The sequence below is a fragment of the Ruegeria arenilitoris genome (assembly GCF_013032855.1).
GTDB classification, from domain to species: domain Bacteria; phylum Pseudomonadota; class Alphaproteobacteria; order Rhodobacterales; family Rhodobacteraceae; genus Ruegeria; species Ruegeria arenilitoris.
The window spans coordinates 15,069-34,159 of record NZ_WQDA01000004.1 but is presented as its reverse complement, the minus strand read 5'-3'; the positions used below and the strand labels follow the sequence as shown (position 1 = coordinate 34,159).

General features: G+C 58.2%; 14 protein-coding genes. 2 read left to right on the top strand and 12 right to left on the bottom strand.

Going from position 1 to position 19,091, the window contains the following annotated elements; translation table 11 throughout:
• Positions 1–327 precede the first annotated feature (327 nt).
• A complete protein-coding gene (locus tag GOW72_RS13785; protein ID WP_170367229.1) occupies positions 328–1,905 on the top strand; it encodes a carbamoyltransferase C-terminal domain-containing protein in 1,578 nt (525 codons plus the stop codon).
• A gap of 12 nt (positions 1,906–1,917) precedes the next feature.
• Here the strand turns inward: GOW72_RS13785 and GOW72_RS13780 are convergent, their stop codons facing one another.
• Together GOW72_RS13780 and GOW72_RS13775 are read right to left on the bottom strand one after the other, a co-directional pair.
• A complete protein-coding gene (locus GOW72_RS13780) occupies positions 1,918–3,078 on the bottom strand; it encodes a glycosyltransferase (protein WP_170367228.1) in 1,161 nt (386 codons plus the stop codon).
• Positions 3,079–3,142: 64 nt separating this feature from the next.
• Positions 3,143–4,459 (bottom strand): lipopolysaccharide biosynthesis protein, encoded by a 1,317-nt coding sequence (locus GOW72_RS13775; RefSeq protein WP_170341656.1) that lies wholly within the window; start codon positions 4,457–4,459, stop codon positions 3,143–3,145.
• Between the two features lie 289 nt (positions 4,460–4,748).
• Between GOW72_RS13775 and GOW72_RS13770 the strand changes: the two genes are divergently transcribed.
• A complete protein-coding gene (locus GOW72_RS13770; RefSeq protein ID WP_170367227.1) occupies positions 4,749–5,762 on the top strand; it encodes a sulfotransferase in 1,014 nt (337 codons plus the stop codon).
• 228 nt (positions 5,763–5,990) lie between these two features.
• Here GOW72_RS13770 and GOW72_RS13765 read toward each other — a convergent pair whose 3' ends face one another.
• The 10 genes from GOW72_RS13765 to GOW72_RS13720 all read right to left on the bottom strand — a co-directional run bounded on the left by GOW72_RS13765 (position 5,991) and on the right by GOW72_RS13720 (position 19,069).
• A complete protein-coding gene (locus GOW72_RS13765) occupies positions 5,991–7,184 on the bottom strand; it encodes a glycosyltransferase family 4 protein (RefSeq protein ID WP_217353973.1) in 1,194 nt (397 codons plus the stop codon).
• 51 nt (positions 7,185–7,235) lie between these two features.
• Positions 7,236–8,369 carry a glycosyltransferase gene (locus GOW72_RS13760; protein ID WP_170367226.1) on the bottom strand — a complete coding sequence of 378 codons (1,134 nt, stop codon included), beginning with the start codon at positions 8,367–8,369 and terminating at the stop codon, positions 7,236–7,238.
• On the bottom strand, positions 8,366–9,367 hold the full coding sequence (locus tag GOW72_RS13755) for a glycosyltransferase family 2 protein (RefSeq protein ID WP_170367225.1): 1,002 nt from the start codon (positions 9,365–9,367) through the stop codon (positions 8,366–8,368). Before GOW72_RS13755 ends, GOW72_RS13760 begins: the two co-directional genes overlap by 4 nt.
• Positions 9,364–10,317, bottom strand: a complete 954-nt coding sequence (locus GOW72_RS13750) for an NAD-dependent epimerase/dehydratase family protein (protein ID WP_170367224.1) — start codon at positions 10,315–10,317, stop codon at positions 9,364–9,366. The genes GOW72_RS13755 and GOW72_RS13750 overlap by 4 nt, the downstream gene beginning before the upstream one ends.
• 215 nt (positions 10,318–10,532) lie before the next feature.
• Positions 10,533–11,747 carry a DegT/DnrJ/EryC1/StrS family aminotransferase gene (locus GOW72_RS13745; RefSeq protein ID WP_093963251.1) on the bottom strand — a complete coding sequence of 405 codons (1,215 nt, stop codon included), beginning with the start codon at positions 11,745–11,747 and terminating at the stop codon, positions 10,533–10,535.
• A gap of 19 nt (positions 11,748–11,766) precedes the next feature.
• On the bottom strand, positions 11,767–12,894 hold the full coding sequence (rfbG, locus tag GOW72_RS13740; protein WP_170367223.1) for a CDP-glucose 4,6-dehydratase: 1,128 nt from the start codon (positions 12,892–12,894) through the stop codon (positions 11,767–11,769).
• 7 nt (positions 12,895–12,901) lie between these two features.
• Complete coding sequence (gene rfbF / locus GOW72_RS13735; protein ID WP_170367222.1) at positions 12,902–13,711, bottom strand: glucose-1-phosphate cytidylyltransferase; 810 nt, start codon at positions 13,709–13,711, stop codon at positions 12,902–12,904.
• Positions 13,712–13,818: 107 nt separating this feature from the next.
• A complete protein-coding gene (locus GOW72_RS13730) occupies positions 13,819–15,441 on the bottom strand; it encodes a hypothetical protein (RefSeq protein WP_170367221.1) in 1,623 nt (540 codons plus the stop codon).
• Between the two features lie 163 nt (positions 15,442–15,604).
• Positions 15,605–17,728, bottom strand: a complete 2,124-nt coding sequence (locus GOW72_RS13725; RefSeq protein ID WP_170367220.1) for a polysaccharide biosynthesis protein — start codon at positions 17,726–17,728, stop codon at positions 15,605–15,607.
• Between the two features lie 474 nt (positions 17,729–18,202).
• Positions 18,203–19,069 carry a sulfotransferase family protein gene (locus GOW72_RS13720; RefSeq protein ID WP_170367219.1) on the bottom strand — a complete coding sequence of 289 codons (867 nt, stop codon included), beginning with the start codon at positions 19,067–19,069 and terminating at the stop codon, positions 18,203–18,205.
• Positions 19,070–19,091: the final 22 nt, after the last annotated feature.

Below are 19,091 nucleotides of genomic sequence, written 5' to 3'. Positions count from 1 at the left end.
GGACTTGTCAGCCTGTTGCACCGGTCTGGTACCGGGCACTGCGCAGGATACGCAACACCCACCCAGTGAACAATCGCGCCAAAAGTGCTCTTTCGTTCACGAATAGCCGCTGCGTTAAGCCCGACGGCAGCCGGTTGCGAACTTGGGTTCCCCCAAACACCGAGCTTCTGCTAGGCTTAATCGTGGCATTTGTTTTGGTATTCGTGGAATGGATTTGCGGTTAATTCGATCCGTCAGCGCCCCGGCATTTTTGACCCGACGGACTGTCACATCTGTTTGCGAGGCACTTGGTCTTTGGACCGTGACTTGTCGAGGGAAGGGCTATTCATGAAAATCCTGTCTTTCAAATCCGGACATGACGGCACAGTTGCAGGTGTCGACAGCACCGACGGGCGTCTGCTGTTTTCCTACGAGGCGGAAAAGAACAGTTTCCCCAGGTATACGCCGGTTACGCCTGACACGTTCATTGATGCGGGTCTATGGTTCAAGGATTTGCCGGATGTTCTGGCCCTCAGCGGGTGGTCAAGCAACGGGGCCGACCACGTTACAACTTCGGGGGCCGGATACTTCGGTATCGGCGCGGCGTCTGAAACAGTTGGCAAACGAACCTTTTTTGGCAAGTCGGTCGATTATTACTCTTCAACTCACGAACGGGCGCATATCTGGTGCAGCTATGCCATGTCCCCCTTTCGTCAGGGCGAGCCCTGTTATGTGCTTCTGTGGGAAGGCGCATTGGGAGATTTCTACGAGATCGACAGCGACCTGACCATTCATCACCGAGGGCAGGTGATGACGGCCCCGGGCACACGCTTTGCGTTTCTCAATGCCCTCGCCGACCCCGACTTTCCGGTCACGGGCAACTCACCCCGCCCACAGGATCCCGGCCGCCTGATGGCAGCCTGCGCATTTGGCGAAGACGGTCCACCAGATGCGGACGAGACGGAACTGATCAACCGGTTGCTTTCCTCGGACCTGGGCGGCGACGCACTTCGCAAAAGCGATTTTGTGACTTCACCCTTCTTCAACATTGGAACGGACAGCCAAAAGCTGAAGAACATGGCCACCAAGCTGTCCAAAGCGATATTCCAGAAGTTTCGCGACTATGCGGAACAGAACCTGCCTGAAAAGCATCCGCTGCTGATCGCCGGCGGGTGCGGCCTGAATGGACACTGGAATACCGCGTGGAAGCAAAGCGGGCTCTTCCGTGAGGTCTTCGTACCGCCGACGACCGGCGACTCGGGATGTGCCATTGGAACCGCCGTGGACGCGATGCGCCACTATACCGGCCAAGCCAAACTGGAATGGTCGGTCTATTCCGGCCAGTCCTTCTGCGACGACCGCATCGACACGCAGGGCATGACCGCAACCGAACTGAACCTAAACACGATCGCCAAAGACCTGCTGGACGGAAAGGTCATTGGCTGGACCCGCGGCAATTGCGAGATTGGGCCGCGCGCTTTGGGAAACCGGTCGATCCTGGCCGCGCCGTTTTCCCCGGAGACACGTACGCGACTGAACCGGATCAAAGGACGGGCCAGCAACAGTCCAGTGGCGCCGTCTTGCCTGGAAGAGGATGCTGCACTGCACTTCGACATCAGCGCGCCCTCGCCATACATGATGGACTTTTACCGCGTTACCAATCCGGACCTGGCCGCAGTAACCCATGTCGACGGTTCGGCGCGGGTACAGACGGTCAACCGCAACCAGAACCCCTATTTTTACGACCTTCTGGCCGCGTTCAAGGCGGTGTCGGGGGTGGGCGTGCTCTGCAACACCTCGCTCAATTTCAAGAACTCCGGCTTCATTAATACAACTCGGGATCTGGCACATTATGCCCGCCAGGTCGGGTTGGATGGATTCGTCGCGGGCAATACCTATTACACATTCGACAACCCGCGCTGTTGACCGAACAAGCTATCAAGCGAGCAACCGATCATAGATCTCGCAAACCCCGTTCACATGAATATCCAAGCCGAAATTTGCACGGGCATAGTTCTTTGACGCTTGTGAAATCTCCTCGAACAACGCTCTGTCCTGATGCAACTTGCGCACAGGTTCCACGAATGCCTGAGGATCGTCGGGGTCAACCAGCACACCGGTTTCCCAGTCCGTGATCGCTTCGATGTTGCCGCCGTGACGGGTCGCGATGACTGGAGTTCCCAAATACATCGCTTCGATCAACGTACGGCCAAACGGTTCGTCCAGAGCGGTCACCAGATTGGCATCCATTGCAGCCATGTACCCATCGATCGGCTGACGGAAACCCATCATAAGGATATGCTCGCTGATCCCCGCCTCATTTGCGATGCGAAGGCAGGTCTGGCGCAACGGTTCGTCCCGCTCGGCCGCGCTGCCGAACAGAAGACCATGCACCGGAGTGTCGGGCATCGCATTTTGCACAGCCGCGATGACCCTTACAAAATGGTCGGGACGCTTGCGCGTGACGAAGTTTCCGAAATACCCGAGAAGCAGCGCGTCATCGGGCAATCCCATCTCGGCGATTACGGCTGCTCGGGCTTCGGACCTATCCGGTGGGTCAGGGTTGAAATCAAATGGGCTGCGGATCACGGTGAACTTCTTGTCGACCGACCGCACCGGGTTGCTGGGCTTCGAAAAATGCGAAACGCTGATAATGTGGTCGGAAAATAGCGGCGCCAGTTTGTTGATCCCGAACGCGGTCGGATCCTGCCGGTGGTGCCAGATGTGTTTCCTGCCCGCCAGACGGGCCGGCAGCACCCAGTTGGCATGCATCCGACCTTCGTTTGTGTGAACGATGTCGGCATCGATGCGCTTTAGGACACTTGCCAGCCTCCATGCGCTAGAAGTCAGGTATCGCCCCGGGCCACAATCGCGCGGATAGCTGAGCCCGCCCGGAGACATCAGGCTGGGATCGTGCAGGATTTCGACGTCCAATCCCAGCGATCGGGCATACTCCGCCGCCGGGCCGGCCTCGTAGTGGACCAGGATATGGGGCACATACTTCGACCGGTCCAACGCCGCCGCAAGTTTCAAGGCTGACACGTGACTGCCGCCAATAACGGTGTCACCTTCGAAGGGAAATAGAATACGTCTTGGCATGGATGGTCTCAAAATACTCGTGACTCAAGGAATTTAGGGACAGGGCCGGAAGATCACCAACCCATCATGTTTCGTGTTTTCTGGCCAGATAAGACCGGATGGCGAATATGCAGCCCACCGTCCAGATCACATTGAACAACAAATGGGCCAGGGCAATCCCCTCGATCCCCATCCAATACAGCAACGGCAGAAATGAGGCCGTAAAGATCACCGTCGCAACAATCGTCGTGCGCACAAGCGCGCTGTCCAGCCCCATGCTCAGCAAGGCGGGGTTCAACACCAAGCCCCCCAGATACACGATCGCGGCATACATCAAGATCGTCATGACGGGCGCTGCGCCACGGAACTCTGGCCCGAACAGCAGAACGGCCAACTCTGGCATCTTCAGCGCCAACGGAATGGAGACCAGGATCGACACCCCGCAAACCGAGAGCGACACCAGCCGTACAAGACGCCAGAACCGGCCGAAATCGCCGACGGCCCATAGGCGGGTCATCTCGGGGTACAGGACTTGCCTGACGGGGCCGCCAATCCGAACAACATTGGCCATGATGCGCTTGCCCACCTGATAGAAGCCCACCGATGTCACGTCCAGCAGGGCGCCGACGACAAGTATGTCCAGCCGCTGAGTCGATTGTCGCAGGATTACGTTGAAATTCGAGTTCCAAAGGAACCGCAGATACCCGGGGTTATGGGCAAAAGCCCGCCGCAGCGGCTGGGACAAAAACCTGTGCAAGTTGCGTTTTTTCAATTCGGCCAGTGCCAGAAAGAACGCAACCAGCCCGGTCAGGATCTGATGCATCAGCAACAGAGCCACAAATGCCCAGATCCCCAAGTCCAGCAGAAAGGCGATGATGACTCCGACAAGCCGAAGGCCGGCGATTACCATGTCCGAGATCGCCAGCACGTCGAACCGGTCGAAAATTCGAAGAACTCCAATGCCGGTTGGTCGGAGCGATAGAAACAACCCAAAGGCAACAAGCGTGATATAGGAAGCGCCTTCAGGTTCAGACAGCCCGATGAACGGAGCAAGCTTTGGCGCCAGCATTATCGCCACCGAACCAGCCAGCAGCCCGCCAAGGCAATCGGTCACCACAGACATCTTGATCAATTGTCGGAATCTGTTCGGATCCTCTTCGATCAGAGCCTCGCTGCCGTACTTGATGGTTGCCTGCCATGGCTCGAGCCGGAACAACCTGTCCATCACCTGGATGTACGCGTCCACCAGCGCCAGAATCCCAACCGCAGCCGGCCCGATTGCGCGAGCCGTAAAGATGAGGCTGGCCAAACCGAACAGACCAACCAAAATCTGCGACAAGAACATCCATGACATGTTCTTGGCCAGCCGCTTCAACAGCGGCTTCGAGCTTGGCTCACTCATCGGTTCACGCGAAACCACGCGGCACTATCCACGCGGCGTTCAGGAAGCGGGTCATCAATTCACCCATGCACTCGGTACAATTCAATACGTTTCCAAAATTTGTGGCGGGTTAAGTCATGTTTCCGGTTGTTTCCGTTTCTATCATTTAGTTGTCTTGGATTATATCGTTTTACGAAAGCGCAGTTTGCCGATTGAATCCAGTACTGATTGTTGAAAGGGCTTTTGAAGTTGCGACAGAAACCAATTCTTGTTCGGAGCACCTGTCGGGGTGCCAACCGGTCCGGGTCGGATGCCGACCGCGCCCGGAGCCAGACTGAAAATACCCGGTCCGAAGGTTGAATACCCCGTCATGACCCGTGCACCCGTTCTTGTCCATATCGGCTATCACAAAACCGCTACGTCGTCCCTGCAACAGCAGCTGTTCTCGGCGCCGGACGCACCGTTCGCGACTCCGCATGGCGATCGCAAATACATTCTTTCAAACCGGATCGTACTGCCGCAGCCGATGACCTATGATCCCGCAGAAACTCGCGAGATGTACGAGAGTTTCCTGAAAAAATCGCAGGATAGCGGGCAGGTTCCGGTGTTCTCTCACGAGAGATTCTCTGGTTACCCGGCCAGCGGCGGGTTCGACAGCACCATCATTGCCGACCGTCTGCAACGCACGTTTCCCGACGCCTACATCTTGGTCGTATTCCGCGAGCAGTTGTCGTCGATCCTGTCGATGTACAGCCAGTACATCACCGATGGCGGCCACGGATCGCTCAAGACATATCTGTCCGAACCTGAACCGAACCTGCGACGTGCGCCGATGTTCTCGGAGGAGTTCTACCGGTACCACCGCTTGTTCAAGTTCTACCAGGACAAGTTCGGCAAGGATCGTGTGCTTGGATTGGCCTACGAACAGTTCATTTCCGAGCCGGATTCTTTTGTGGAAACCCTGTGCAATTTCGTCGGCGTCGAGCACAAGAAGCGCGAATTTGAAGTCACTAACGAGAAGAGATCGGAGTGTTTTCAGATTCTGCAGCGATTTGTTAATTTCACACTCAGCGACAACCAACTGAGCAAGGGCGCATTGTTGCCATTTCCGAATGCTACGCGCAGATTCGGAAAATTGAGCCGACCGATCGGGCGCATCTTTCCCGACAAGCTGGATCAGATGCTCAAAAACCGGCTGGTCGGCAGAATTCAGTCCCGATTTGACGGTGCCTTTGCTGAGTCCAACGCTGAACTCCAATCCTTGACTGGCCTCGATTTAGGTCAGTTCGGGTATCAGCTGCCTTCGACCACAACCGCAGTCTGAACTGCGCTTTTCTGCCCCCAAAAAACATAATGACCAGCACCCCATATGCTGGTCATTTGTCGAGTGAGTGGTCGGGCCAACGGCCCCACCGGTCGAATTTCGTTGTTAAAATAAGGTTAGCCAGTCTCAGGCGGCCTGGGAATTAGGGGTTTCCCGTAGTTTATGCAAATTCTTTCAAATATTCCCGTTTATCATTAAATAACAAAAGCTTGGCGGAGCCACCACCCCTCAATTTGCCTCATCATCCCGGGTTTTGGTCGAAAATCCCATCTTGCCGAGAAGGATCGCATTGATCCGACGGACATCGAACGAATCCTCGGCACGTTTCCGCGATGCCTGACCCATTCGTTCCACCAGATCAGGACTCTCGACAAACGAGGCCATGGCGCGGCTCAGGGCCTCGGGGTTCCGGACCGGCACGACGTAACCAGTCTCGCCGCTGATGACCGGATCAGCGCAACCCGGCGCATCCGACGTGATGATAGCCCGCCCCGACGACATCGCCTCGAGGATCGTGCGCGGTATCCCCTCGCGGTAGGCCGACGGCAGCACGAAGACCGAACACGCTGCCAAATAGGGCCGGACGTCCGAAGTTTCTCCCAAGTATTCGATCACGCCTTCGCGCGTCCATTCGTCGATCTCGCGTTGGCCGATGGAATCCGGGTTGGCGTCCATCGGACCAAGCAATTGGCATCTTGCTTGGGGGTGCGTTTCTTTCAGTAAACGGGCAGCCTGAACGAAATCAAACACGCCCTTCTCGCGCAGCAGGCGCGAGATCATCAGAAATACAGGCGGCCCAGCTGGCGGATCGGTAAATCCGTAGCGATCCAGATTTACACCAGACCCGGGCACGATGCTGAGCTTGGCATCTGGTGCAACAAGGCGCCTTTCTCGGAACTCTTCGGCATCTGCGCGGTTGTAGACCAGCACCTCGTCCACACCTTTCAGCGCAATACGATACAGAACCGATGACACAGCGCGAACCGCACGCCTCCGAAAAGTCAGGCCATGGGTGCTGTAGACATAGCCCAACCCGGTGTTCATGGCATAGATCCGGTCCACTCCCGCCCATTTTGCAGCCAGGCAACCATAGATGATTGGCTTCATGGTGTAGGCAAAGACAATGTCGGGTTTGAATTCCTTGAAAACGCGCACAAGAGCACGCAGCGTGCGCATGTCCTCAACCGGGTTCATCCCGGCACGTGACAGCGGAAACTGCACGAACTCCACACCGATTTCTGCTAGCGCAGTTTCCGTCGCTTCATGGCGCTCGGGACCGCAGGCGACGACCTCAGCCCGCTCCGACAACTCCTTCAGCAGGTCATAGCGAAAATTCAGCAAAGACGCAGTCAGATTGGCGACAACCACGATCCGTGGTCGCGCCCGCGTGGGGAGGGAGACCTGCGGTTTCAACTTTTGCAACAATGCCAACTCCTGATGGCAGAGCAGGCGCTGCGGCCCGCCTGGTTTGGTTCAACTCTCCCGGCGGCAGCTGCTATGGCCATGTTCGACCCCCGCTCCAACCCTGCGATGAACGGCATCGGCAATGATCCGGTCCCATTTCTCAAGAATACTGCCGGGAGCCAGCCAGTCCCTGTTGTGTTGGTATCCTTGACGCATCTTGTCCAGCAATTCCGGATCGTCGCTCAACTGCAGCACTGCGCGGGCCAGTTCCTCCGTGTCTTCAGGCGCAACAAGCAATCCATTCTCACCGTGTCGGATCAATTCTCGTGGTCCGTAGGGGCAATCAAAAGACACAACCGGCAAGCCTGCGACGGTCGCCTCTGCCACCACATTGGGAAACCCCTCGAAGCGGGAGGAAAACACCAGTATGTCTGCGCCATCCATCCACGCTCCGGGTGTGTCGCTTGCGCCCGGCAGGGAGATGACGTCCTGCAGACCCAACCGGTCCCTCTGCGCCTCGAGCGCGGCACGTTCCGGGCCTTCCCCGAAAATCGTCAGGCGCGCGTCCGGGTTGTTCTGGATGATTTCCGACATTGCGTCGATCAACAGATCGAACCCCTTTTGCGGATCCAACCGCCCCACCGCGACCAGCCGATTGCCACCCGAGCCAAGGAGCGTGGCTGCACCATCGATTGGCGCACAGGGATTTGGAATGACCCGCGCCTTGCTCCGCAATGATGGCGGCAGGTCCTGGCGCACCCGCTCAGTCTGCATGACCACGGTGCTGGCTCGATGTCCAAGGATGTTTTGAGCGTGGCGCCAGACAGGGTTGGCGTTTTGCACGATCGGGTTGTTCCGCTCTGAAACGATCACCGGAACATCCCGCCCCAGAGCTGCAGCGAGCGTCAGGACATTGATTTTAGTCAGAAAGGATACCACCACGTCGGGGTTCTCGTCCCGGATGAAGCGACGAATCCGGCGCAGGCGGGCCAGCTGTTTCAGCCCCCTTAACCCGTCGTTTCCGCCTTCGGCTACCAGCAGGCTGACGCCGTCAGGGAAAGAAAAATACGACCCGTCCTCGGGCATGGTCATGCCCGCAACCGAGACCTGATCGCCAAGGCCGATCCGATGGGCTGCAAGAACCGAGACAATCTTTTCGGCACCGCCAGCTCCGAACCCACCCTGAACGATCAGTATCTTCACTGCGCCCGCTCCACCATTTGCGTGCTGTCGGCACGGTTCTGTTTCCCCGACGTTTTCAGTTGTTCCACCGGGCCATTCAACTCGGTTTCGACCACGGGCTGGTTAAGGTTTTTGGCCTGCAGAAAAATCCGGCCGACATATTCCCCAAGGATGCCAAGGAACATCGCATTCAGGGTCATCGACAAGAGCAGCAGGATTGTCGTGGTTGCAAAACCTGCGGGCCAATCCTGGCCAAAGAACAGCTTGCCGACAAGGTAGCCGATCATCAACAGGAACATCGACAGCCCTACTGTAAGGCTGATCAGCGAAGCCAGCCGCAGCGGGAGCAGGGAATGGTTGATCAACCCGTCCACAGCCAGCGCCAACATCGCCCGGACCGGAAACTTGGATTCACCCGCTGTCCGGGCCGCGCGATCATATTCGAATCCGACCTGCGAAAACCCCATGCCGCTGATCAGTCCACGAACATAGGGCGAGCGGTCATCAACCCGGCGCAATTCGTCCAATATCCGCCTGTCAGTCAGACGAAACTCACCCGCGTTTCGCGGCAGATTATCGTTGCTGATCAAGTCGATCAGTGCATAGAACCCCCGCCGTGCAGCGGCAACGACAGGGCCATCGGGCAGGCTGCGGCGAATACCATAGACGACATGATTCCCCTGCCGCCACAGATCCAACATCTGAGGGATCAACTCGGGCGGGTCCTGCATATCGCAATCGAGCTGCACCGCGCAGGCCCCGGTCGCCGACCTGTATGCTGTCAGAACCGAAGCCTGGTACCCCATGTTCCGCGCAAAGCGGATCACACGGACCCGAGGATCCTCCCCCGCGATTTCGGACAGGATTTCAAACGTCCGATCCTCGGAATGGTTGTCGGTGAAGATGATTTCAGGCTCGTACCCATCCAGTTTGTCGAACACCGCCAGCACGCGATCATAGGCCATACGGACGTTGTCTTCCTCGTTGTAGGCGGGGATCAGAATGGAAATGACCGTCATGCGTTTTGTCCTGCCATGTTCTTCTGCGCATCCAAAGAGATGGCCCAATCGACTGTATCCCGCAGACCGTCCTCCACGCCGATCCGCGCGGTCCAGGGATAAAGGGAATGGATAAGTCCGGGATCGTTGACCAGGTGCATCGGCTCACTTGGCGGGTCGGCATAGTCGAGCTGACCGGGTCCGGAACCGGTCAGCTCAGCCAGGATCGCGGCCGCGTCACGGACTCGAGTAGCCACTCCGGTACTGACATTCACCACCGGAACGTCAACCCGCCGTGCATCGGCCAACATCAGAAGGGCACGCACGGCATCGCCGACATGCAGAAAATCCCGGATATCATCGGGGCGTCCGATGCGCGCGGCATCCCCGTTCAGCAACGTGCGGATCAGATACGGGACCAACTGGGGCCCGGTCTGACCCGGACCATAAGTCAGCGAAAGCCGTGCCGTCATAGCCGTGAATGGCAGGCGCGGCCGAAGCATGGTCAAGTACTTGGTCCCTGCCAGCATAGATGCCCCATAGCTGTCGCGCGGCATTTCGCATTGGGTTTCAGTGTAGGGAGAAGGAACCTCACCGTATTCGGCAATGGTTCCAAGACGGATGAATACATCCGGCGGTGCGTCGCAGGTCGCAGCGGCGCCCAACACAGCCATCAATGGCACAAGATTGTCGCTCACGCTGGCTTCGGCATCTTTGAGGCCGGGCCGCGCTACAGCCCGGGTGTTTGCCGCCGCATGAAACACAACCTCTGGCCGGGACGTGTCAAACACGCGGCGCAAAGCATCCCTGTCGCTCAGGTCGACACGCTGCAATTCCACATCGGGCATTCCATCAGAGAGGAATCCGGGTCGGACCACGGCCACGACCTGATCCCCTCTGTCCATACAGGCTCGGAGCAGATGCTGTCCGATGAACCCTCCGGCCCCGGTGATCAGAACGCGCCTCGTCATGACAAACCGCCGCCGGCCATGTTCTGGGCCGGATTGGTGAAAACCGCGCTTTGCGGGTCACCCGTATCATGATCAGTTGTCATCAGTTTCATTCCTGCGCCCTGGCCGGTCCCTTCGATACTATGGAATTTGGGACCATTGGGATAGTTGCGCCAACACCGATCACTCCGCACCCACCAACCGCAGACGGAAAGCGGCCACTGGAAGACCTCGGATCAAGACGCCTTGCGCGGCATCCCGGTCATATACGGCTTGAGGAATTCCTGCGTCTTTTCATGCATATAGTCGATATGAGCCTGAGTCAGCCCGTGATGGCATGCCAACAGTATGCCGCCGCGCATCACGGCATCGGACACGGGATAACCTGCGGTATCCGCACGATACTCAACATCTTTCATGGCCGGCTGGCGCAAAATGTTGCCGGTAAAGACCGGCCGGGTCTGGATGTCCGCCTTCTCCAGGAAAATCTGCATCTCGCGACGGGTAAATGGAGCGCCTTCTCGCAGAGTCAGCGGGAACGCCAGCCATCCGGTGCGTGCGCCCGGCAGCTGTTCGGGCAGAATGAACCATTCCTCATATTGCGCAAAGAACGCGCGATGGGCTGCAAAGGCTTCCTCGCGGACCCGAATGTTGTTCTCAAGCTTGCCCAGCTGCACCAGGCCGAAAGCGGCGCTGATCTCGGACGGTTCAAGATTGTAGCCGAGCGCCTCAAACAGGAACTTGGCATCATATTCGATCCCATCCAGCTGAACGTTGAAGCGGTTCTCGATGGCCTCGGACTCGACGAACAGCGACGAGCTGCGGCCCCACGACCGCATCAGCAATGCCTTGCGTGCCAACTCGTCATCATTGACGCACAGCATTCCGCCATTTCCTGCGCCGTTGATGACATGGCTGCCGTAGAAGCTGGTGGTCGAAACATCCGACCAGACGCCCGTGCTGGTACCGTCGATCGTGGCACCCAATGTGTCGGCGCTGTCTTCGATGACCTTCAGGCCATGTGCGTCGGCCAGTTCCCGGATCCGACGCCAGTCCGGGAGGTTGCCAATCAACGAGGGGATCATCATCGCCGAGGTCTTGGGCGAAATCATCCGCTCGATCTGTTCGACATCTATGTTGTAGGTTCCCTCGGCCGCATCAACGAATGCGGGCACAAGCCCTTGCCGAACCAGCGGAGCGACCGTGGTGGCAAAGGTTAGAGCCGGGGTGATCACCTCGGATCCTTTGGGAAGATCCAGGATTTCGACGGCCAGATAGTTCGCCGAGGACCCGGAATTGACCATGATCCCATGTGCCTTCGAAAACAGCGCGGCAACTTTCTGCTGCATCTCCCGGACTTTGGGTCCCATTTGGGTGGATGTTTTCAGAACCTCGACGACGGCGTCGATCTCTTCCTGGCCGTGGACTGTCTGTCCGTAATTCACTCTCATCAAATAATCTCCTGAAAATCTACTGCGCGGCCAGCCCGGTTTGGTCGCAACCCGTGACGGACATGAGGTCTTGGTATGCGGCGATCTGCGATTGGGTGACCTTACCCATGTCGTCGCCCGCCGCGTGTGCCTTGTACCAGTCGGTTGTCAGTTCAACGGCTTGAGACAGTTCAAGCCGAGGCCGCCAGCCCAAACAGGTCTGCGCCTTGGTGCTGTCCAACCGAAGTATGCCAGCTTCGTGGGGCGCCGTTGCGGACTCATCCGGGAACCGGAACCCGGGCGCGCCTGCCCCCCAGGCGCGCCACATCATATCCGCCAGATCCCGGACGTTGACGGTGCCCGAAACGTTTGGCCCGAAATTCCATGCCCCGGCAAAACGCTGTCCGTCGCTCAGAGTCTTCTGGGCCAGCAGCAAATACCCTGCGACCGGCTCCAGCACATGCTGCCATGGCCGAACGCTGTCCGGGTTTCTGATGGTCACCGGCTGGCCATCATGCCAGGCTCGAATGATGTCCGGTATCAACCGGTCTTCGCCCCAGTCTCCTCCGCCAAAGACATTGCCCGCCCGAACCGTCGAAAGCTGAGGGCCATTCGCGTCAGAAAAGAAAGAATGCGCATAGGACTGGGCCACAAGCTCGGTTGCCGCCTTGGAGGCACTGTACGGATCCTTGCCGCCCAAAGGGTCGTTTTCGCGATAACCCCACAGCCATTCCCGATTGTCATAACACTTGTCGCTGGTGATCACGACAACGGCCTTCAGCGATGGCATTCGACGCACGGCCTCCAGAACGTTGACCGTACCTTGGACATTGGTCGCAAATGTCTCGGCCGGTTCGCGGTAGGATTTGCGCACCAGAGGTTGCGCAGCCATGTGAAACACCACTTCGGGATCCAGACCCTCGGTCGCCCGTGCCAAGGCCGCCGGATCGCGGATATCGGCAAAGCGGCTGTCCATGGTCCGATCAAGTCCGCACGCCTGATAGAAGGAAGGCCCGGGCTCGGGCGGCAAGGCAATGCCTGTGACCTGCGCACCCAGCCGGTTCAGCCAGGTCGAAATCCACCCGCCCTTGAACCCGCTATGCCCTGTCACAAGCACCCGGCGGCCGGTGAATTGACCGCCGAAGATCTGATCGGACTGACCAGTCATTGGTTCCTCAGATCGCTATGGCGGGGTAATCAGAGGAGGGCTTGGCATCAAATTGCAGCCAAGGCGGGGTATCATCCTCGCAAAGTGCCCCCAACGCGTTGCGGTCACGGATCGTATCCATCGGATGCCAGAAACCCTCGTGGCGATAGGCCATCAGTTCACCGTCGCGGGCCATCTGAGACAGCGGTGACTGTTCCAGCGGCTCCATATCGTCGACCATGTAATCCATGACCCCCGGCTCGAACACGAAATACCCGCCGTTGATCCAGGTTTCGCGGCGGCGCACCTTTTCGGTGAACGCGTCCACGCGGTCGCCCTTCAACTCGATGTTGCCGAAACGCGCGGGCGGCTGAACCGCCGTGACAGTCGCCAGCTTGCCGTGCGACTTGTGAAAATCGATCAGCGCGTTGATGTCGATGTTCCCCAGGCCATCGGAATAGGTGCACATGAAGGTTTCGCCCGGATCCAGCCATTCCTTCAGACGCCGGATGCGCCCGCTTGTCATGGTATGAGCCCCGGTATCGACCACCGATACGTTCCAACCGCCGGGCGCCGAAGGCACCAGCTTGAGCTCGCCCGTATCCAGAGCGACCGAGATATTGTTGGCGATGAGGTGGTAATTCGCGAAGAACTGCTTGAGCAAAAGCGCCTTGTATCCGGCGGCTACGACGAAATCGCGGTGCCCGAAATGGCTGTAGATATCCATGACGCGCGCGATGATCGGCCGGCCGCCGATTTCGACCATCGGCTTGGGGATCGAGACTGTTTCCTCGGCCAGCCGAGACCCCAGACCGCCAGCAAGCAGTATCGTTTTCATTCGTGCCACTCCCTCAAAATACTTGTTACTAAAATCTGCATGTCTGCGTGGGCCTCACACCGGCCGCTTGACGAACCGACCACCAGAGACCGCGGATCGAATTGGGCTCATTCCGTTGCTCCCGATGGCTTCAAGTATACCACACCTTGCCCGTAGCGGTTGCCCAATCCCGAAATTTCCACGGGCTGGTAGCCGTTTGTTTCCGCATAGCGCAACAATGGCTGCTCAAGAGCCGGATCATATCCCAGCAGGAAAGCGGAGGGAGGATTGGAATCAAACACTGCCTGCAACCCGGCCGCATCTGCCATCACGTATTTCGCGGCCAAGTCAGGTTCCGTGTAAGGCGCGATCCGATAGGCAAAGGGGCCAGTAGACAGTTCGGGATAGACCGGCAGTTGCGCTTCAAGCGGATAGATCGGCATGATCGTCGCTACGGGTCCGTCCGGATGGGCACTCTCGGCAAGTGCGGTCTTCAAAGCCTCGGCACCCTGCGCCACTCGGGTGGTCGTGAAGCCGCTGGGATCGCTCACTGCTGCCAGACCAGGAACGAGGCGCGGCGCGCCAAGCACTGCCAGCAGAACGAAACCGGCCGCAAGGACCGGGGTGACCTGCGAGCGCTGCTCTGACCCGACCTTTCGGAAGACCAATGCGCCCAGCAGAGGGATCATGACCAAGGGCTGAATGTAGTACTGCGGAAACCCGGGCGAAGGTACAAAGCTGAACGCGGCTGTCACGGCGATCAGAACCAAAACCAACAGAACCGCGCCGAGCTCGGAGAGCAGCATGCCGCCCGATCTGGCCAAAACTGTCAGATAGGCAACAACGAAGAGGCAAACCAGTGCCGCTCCACCCAACCAGACCGAATAGGCCAACTGAACTTTGCCCCCAAGGCCCAGAGCCAGATCGGGTTCAGAGGCGGCGTTGGCCTGCCAGTAGGCCACGTGCGGACCCGTATGGAACTTGAGGACATGCGCGATGAAAACCGCGGGATCAACGGCCATGTACCAGAACAGCGGCAAGGCCCCCAGCAGCCCACCCGCCAGCATCGGCAGGGTCACCCGTCGAACACGTTCTGCAAACGCCATATGCCCCGGCATCAGAAAAGTGGCAATCGCGACGGGCGGAATGAAAACCACCGCGCTGACTTTCATCCCCGCGGCGATCGACAGGCAGACTCCAATCAGTACAAAAACAACTGGCCGCGGATGGTCGCGCTGGGTTTCCAGCAGAAAACCCCCGACACCCCATACGACGAAGGGCAATGGTAGCAGGTTGTTGCTGGCGGCCATTCCGGCCTGGGCCAGAAGTGTTCCGTCAACCATCAAGACCATGATGAAGAATGCCGCAAGCAGAGCCGATCCGGACAGGCGCCAGGTCACCCAACCGGTACCGCCGATCAACGCAATCCAGCCAAGAAACACACCAAGGCGCGCTGAGCCCAGCAGACCCTCCTGACCCGTGATCAAATAGAGACCGCGGAAATACCACGCCGAATCCGGAACGTGATTGTAGAAGAAGTCCTGGTACAGGCGCCATTGGCCCAACAATTCTGCCGGTGCCACGAACATCAGTTCGTCCCGACGCAAACCAAACGACATGATCCGGCCGAACAGAGCCGCCAACATCACGGCCAGCAGCCCCCCAAACAAGAGCCACAGGGCCGCGCGACGACGACCAGACCCGGCCTGAGAAACGGCCCGGTCACGCATATGTTCGGCCTCAGCCGTCATATCCCTCTCGCTTTGCCAGTTCGGACGGGCCCGCCAAAATCTGCAGGTTGCCGTAAACCGCCAAGGTCGCAAATAAACATCAACGATATGCTCCGAAGAGCCCTTCTGAAATCGTAACCCGCGGCTGAAAATGCCGCTCACTTAAATGTACTTTTGACAAATTTTAGCGACCGGCGTTGATCGTCTCCAGATTTTTCTGCGGTGCGAAGTTTGCAATCCGCTTGGGCGTCGGCACAGGTTTGATCTGCGGCTTGCCGGTGCGCGCGGCCAGCTCTTTGCCATCGATCGGGCGCAGACCGTTTGCACCGTAACCCGGCACCAGATCCTTGAGCAGCTTTTTGACCCCAAGATCATTGCCGTCCTGAGCAGCCTGTTCCAGCTTGAGGATCAGCGCCCGCAAACGCGCGGCAGAGACGCCTTCGGGAATTGCCGAGGAAACGCCAGGAATACCGCTTTCGCGACGCTCTTCGGTCACGTCGAACAGCTCTTCGTACAGCTTTTCACCCTGACGGATACCGATGAATTTGATGTCGATGTCCTGATAGGGCTCGAGGCCGGCCAGACGGATCATACGCTCGGCCAGGTCCACGATCTTGACCGGCCGACCCATATCCAGAACGAAAATCTCGCCGTGGCTGTCTTCAAGGTTCAGACCCCGCGCGGCGGCAACCAGCGTCAGCTGCACGGCTTCACGGATGGTCATGAAGTACCGCTCCATTTTCGGATCAGTCACCGTCAGCGGGCCACCTTCCGAGATCTGGCGCTGGAACAGCGGGATCAGCGAACCGGACGACCCCAGCACGTTACCGAACCGAACCGAGAAGAAGCGGGTTTTCTCGTCGGTCTCGTTGGTCACGCGGTCCTGCGCCTGAACGTAGAACTCGGCCACGCGCTTGGTGGCGCCCATGACGCTGGTGCTGTTCACGGCCTTGTCCGTCGAGACTTGCACCATGGCGATTGCACCCACATTGCGGGCCGCGTCCGCAACATTCCGGGTTCCGATCACGTTGGTTAGAACGCCTTCGCAAGGGTTCAGCTCAACCATCGGCACATGCTTCAGCGCAGCAGCATTGAAGACCAACTCGGGGCGGTGACGTTCAAAGATCGCGTTCACGCGGGACGCGTTGCGAATGTCGGCCACGTAGATCCGGCGTGCAACATCCGGGAAGTTTTGACCCAGATCCATGTCGATGGAATAGGCGTTGTATTCCGTGTTCTCGATCATCACCAGCTCGGCCGGCTCAAACGAGGCGATCTGGCGTGTCAGCTCGCTACCGATCGACCCTCCGGCGCCGGTGATCAGGACGCGGCGGCCCTTGAACATCTCGCGCAGCATCGAACGTTCGACCGCTTTCTGCGGACGGTCCAAGATGTCTTCAGGATTGACGGTCCGGATGCCGTTGCTCTCAGTGCCAAGTTCTTCGAGTCCCGCCAGGCGCGACACCGGAATGCTGTTGGCTTCAGCCCAACGGGTCAGCTTGCGAATGCCATCGCTTTCAAAATGGGTAACGGGCTCGGTAAGCAGAACGCGCTGCGGCAGTTGGTCATAATACTTCAGACGCTCGATGACGGCGTCTGCATCCAACAGCGACCCGATGATCTTTACATCGTGGAAATACAGGCCCTGCGTGTTCCGCGCATCATCGATGATGCCGACAGGTTCATACTTGGATTCCTGATTGTGCAGAGACCGCACGAACAGGTCGCAGCTGGCGCCGGTTCCGACCAGAATAACCGGGATTTTCCCGTTGGACGCATCCGGGCAACGGCGCGCCGGATCGCTCGTCAACTCGGTGCTGCGCGCCAGAACGCGCAGGGTACCAAAGGCGGGCACCAGCAGCAGGAACTGAATGACATAGACCGCCAGCGGCACTTGCGCGGTAACCGGCAGGGCAGCGCCCAGCAATGCCAGCAATACAACCGACAGACCCGCAGCCCGGACGATCAACGTGACGTCGCGCAGCGAAGTCGACCGCGTATGGCGTTTGTAGATGCCGGAAAGCGGCAAAACCGCCAGTGCCACCAAGCAAGTCATCACCACCAACGGCAACAGAACGGACCCGAACTGTTCAGGAACAATGCCACCATTGGCCAGTACGACGGCCACGGCCACGGCTCCGGCGGATGCGAATACATCTCCGATCAGCAGGCGCCGGTTGGCGCTCATTTCGGTCAGCTTCTGTCGCAGCTTCGACTGGATGTCTCCAAAGGCGCGATCTTGTTCGATCGTGCTGTCTGCATCCGGTCCACTTTTGAGCTTAACCAACTCTTGCTCGTACATACTCATAAGAACCCCCGGCAAAAATTGCCACTTACCACTCGACTTAAATGAGACGGGCCAAACACACCCGCTCCACCACTAAAAAGCCTCAATTCCCGATCGTCACCACATGGCGCCGGCCGGCAAACACATTGCTTCGCTAAAAGTCTCCCACGCGATTCCGGGCGCCTAGAAACCTCCGCCCTGAACCAAACCCCCTTTTAACTCGTCAACTCGTTACACTACGCGTGGTCTGGCCCATCACACGGTCCCGACCACGAACCCACGTTTTCAACGCTACCACACCAACATGGGTATCAAAATCCCCTTTCCACCACTTGGACACCATAATATCACAGAAATGCCATTTTTTGCAGCAGGTGACCGCCGTCGCAGTTTCATTTGTTGTATCCTCACGGCCCGATATTCCCGGTTCATCGTGCACGCACAAAGCCCTAAGGCGCTTTTGTTTCCTGAATGGAAACCAAATTCTGGCTTCGATCATGACATGGCCTGCGATTCGCTTCTGTGAATTGCATCCGAAACCGTCCAATTCAGGCAGAGTCCCGGATTGCGGCGGGCAAGCCATTCCACGTCGGTCGCATAGAACTCGGTCATCTTCGCCTCCAGCTCGGGCGACAGGGCCGGGTAGGTCACCTTTCGAGCGACAGCGTTTCGGATGGACCGCACCGGCCAGGTGTGACGTACAGGGTCCAGAACAGCTCGAACCGGCTTTAGCACACGACGCAGCGACAGTGGCACCATGGGTGTATTCTTATCTTTGACTTTCTGCTGCACAGGCGGCTCCAGCTGTCCGTCATATCCAATATGGCCGGCCACCTTCTTCAGGTTCCCATGAGGGTTCACGCGGACATCCTCATAGGCCAACAGCAGGATCTGGTCCTCTGGGAACAAGTCGTAGAACCGCTTCAGATGGTGGCCATATCGCCCATCGGACAGAAAACGCTGGTCGGCCGCGACCGCCGGATCCAGATAATCTTCGATCCTTCCCGAGACCTCGCCGCGGCGGAACAACATGCAATAGTCGGAATAGGCGCGCTGAACCGGGTCCCGCATCTGCAGGATCAATCGAGTTTCAGGGAAATGCTCCCGAAGGCGTTGCGCAGCCGGGGGTTCAGTCAGGTACGAATTCGATTTTTCACCAATCAGATCTGCGCCATCGCAGTCTCCGAACTGGTCACGATACCAGTCCAGTCCGTTTGCATAATACCGAGAAAAGAAATGCAACTCGGGACCCGGCATATGGATGGCCGGCGTCTGCATCAGCGACTTTTGCAACCAGGTGGTTGCACATTTCGCGGCACCGAAAATCAGAAAGTCGACCGGACGACCGTCAGGGAGAGACATAGGAATACTCGTGACCTTGCGA

Excerpts from the sequence above, each read along its gene's own strand:
- rfbG (WP_170367223.1), bottom strand. The coding sequence starts at position 12,894 with ATGACTGGTCAGTCCGATCAGATCTTCGGCGGTCAATTCACCGGCCGC.
- GOW72_RS13745 (WP_093963251.1), bottom strand. The coding sequence starts at position 11,747 with ATGAGAGTGAATTACGGACAGACAGTCCACGGCCAGGAAGAGATCGAC.
- GOW72_RS13750 (WP_170367224.1), bottom strand. The coding sequence starts at position 10,317 with ATGACGAGGCGCGTTCTGATCACCGGGGCCGGAGGGTTCATCGGACAG.
- GOW72_RS13770 (WP_170367227.1), top strand. The coding sequence starts at position 4,749 with ATGCCGACCGCGCCCGGAGCCAGACTGAAAATACCCGGTCCGAAGGTT.
- GOW72_RS13755 (WP_170367225.1), bottom strand. The coding sequence starts at position 9,367 with ATGACGGTCATTTCCATTCTGATCCCCGCCTACAACGAGGAAGACAAC.
- GOW72_RS13730 (WP_170367221.1), bottom strand. The coding sequence starts at position 15,441 with ATGACGGCTGAGGCCGAACATATGCGTGACCGGGCCGTTTCTCAGGCC.
- GOW72_RS13775 (WP_170341656.1), bottom strand. The coding sequence starts at position 4,459 with ATGAGTGAGCCAAGCTCGAAGCCGCTGTTGAAGCGGCTGGCCAAGAAC.
- rfbF (WP_170367222.1), bottom strand. The coding sequence starts at position 13,711 with ATGAAAACGATACTGCTTGCTGGCGGTCTGGGGTCTCGGCTGGCCGAG.
- GOW72_RS13785 (WP_170367229.1), top strand. The coding sequence starts at position 328 with ATGAAAATCCTGTCTTTCAAATCCGGACATGACGGCACAGTTGCAGGT.
- GOW72_RS13725 (WP_170367220.1), bottom strand. The coding sequence starts at position 17,728 with ATGAGTATGTACGAGCAAGAGTTGGTTAAGCTCAAAAGTGGACCGGAT.
- GOW72_RS13780 (WP_170367228.1), bottom strand. The coding sequence starts at position 3,078 with ATGCCAAGACGTATTCTATTTCCCTTCGAAGGTGACACCGTTATTGGC.
- GOW72_RS13720 (WP_170367219.1), bottom strand. The coding sequence starts at position 19,069 with ATGTCTCTCCCTGACGGTCGTCCGGTCGACTTTCTGATTTTCGGTGCC.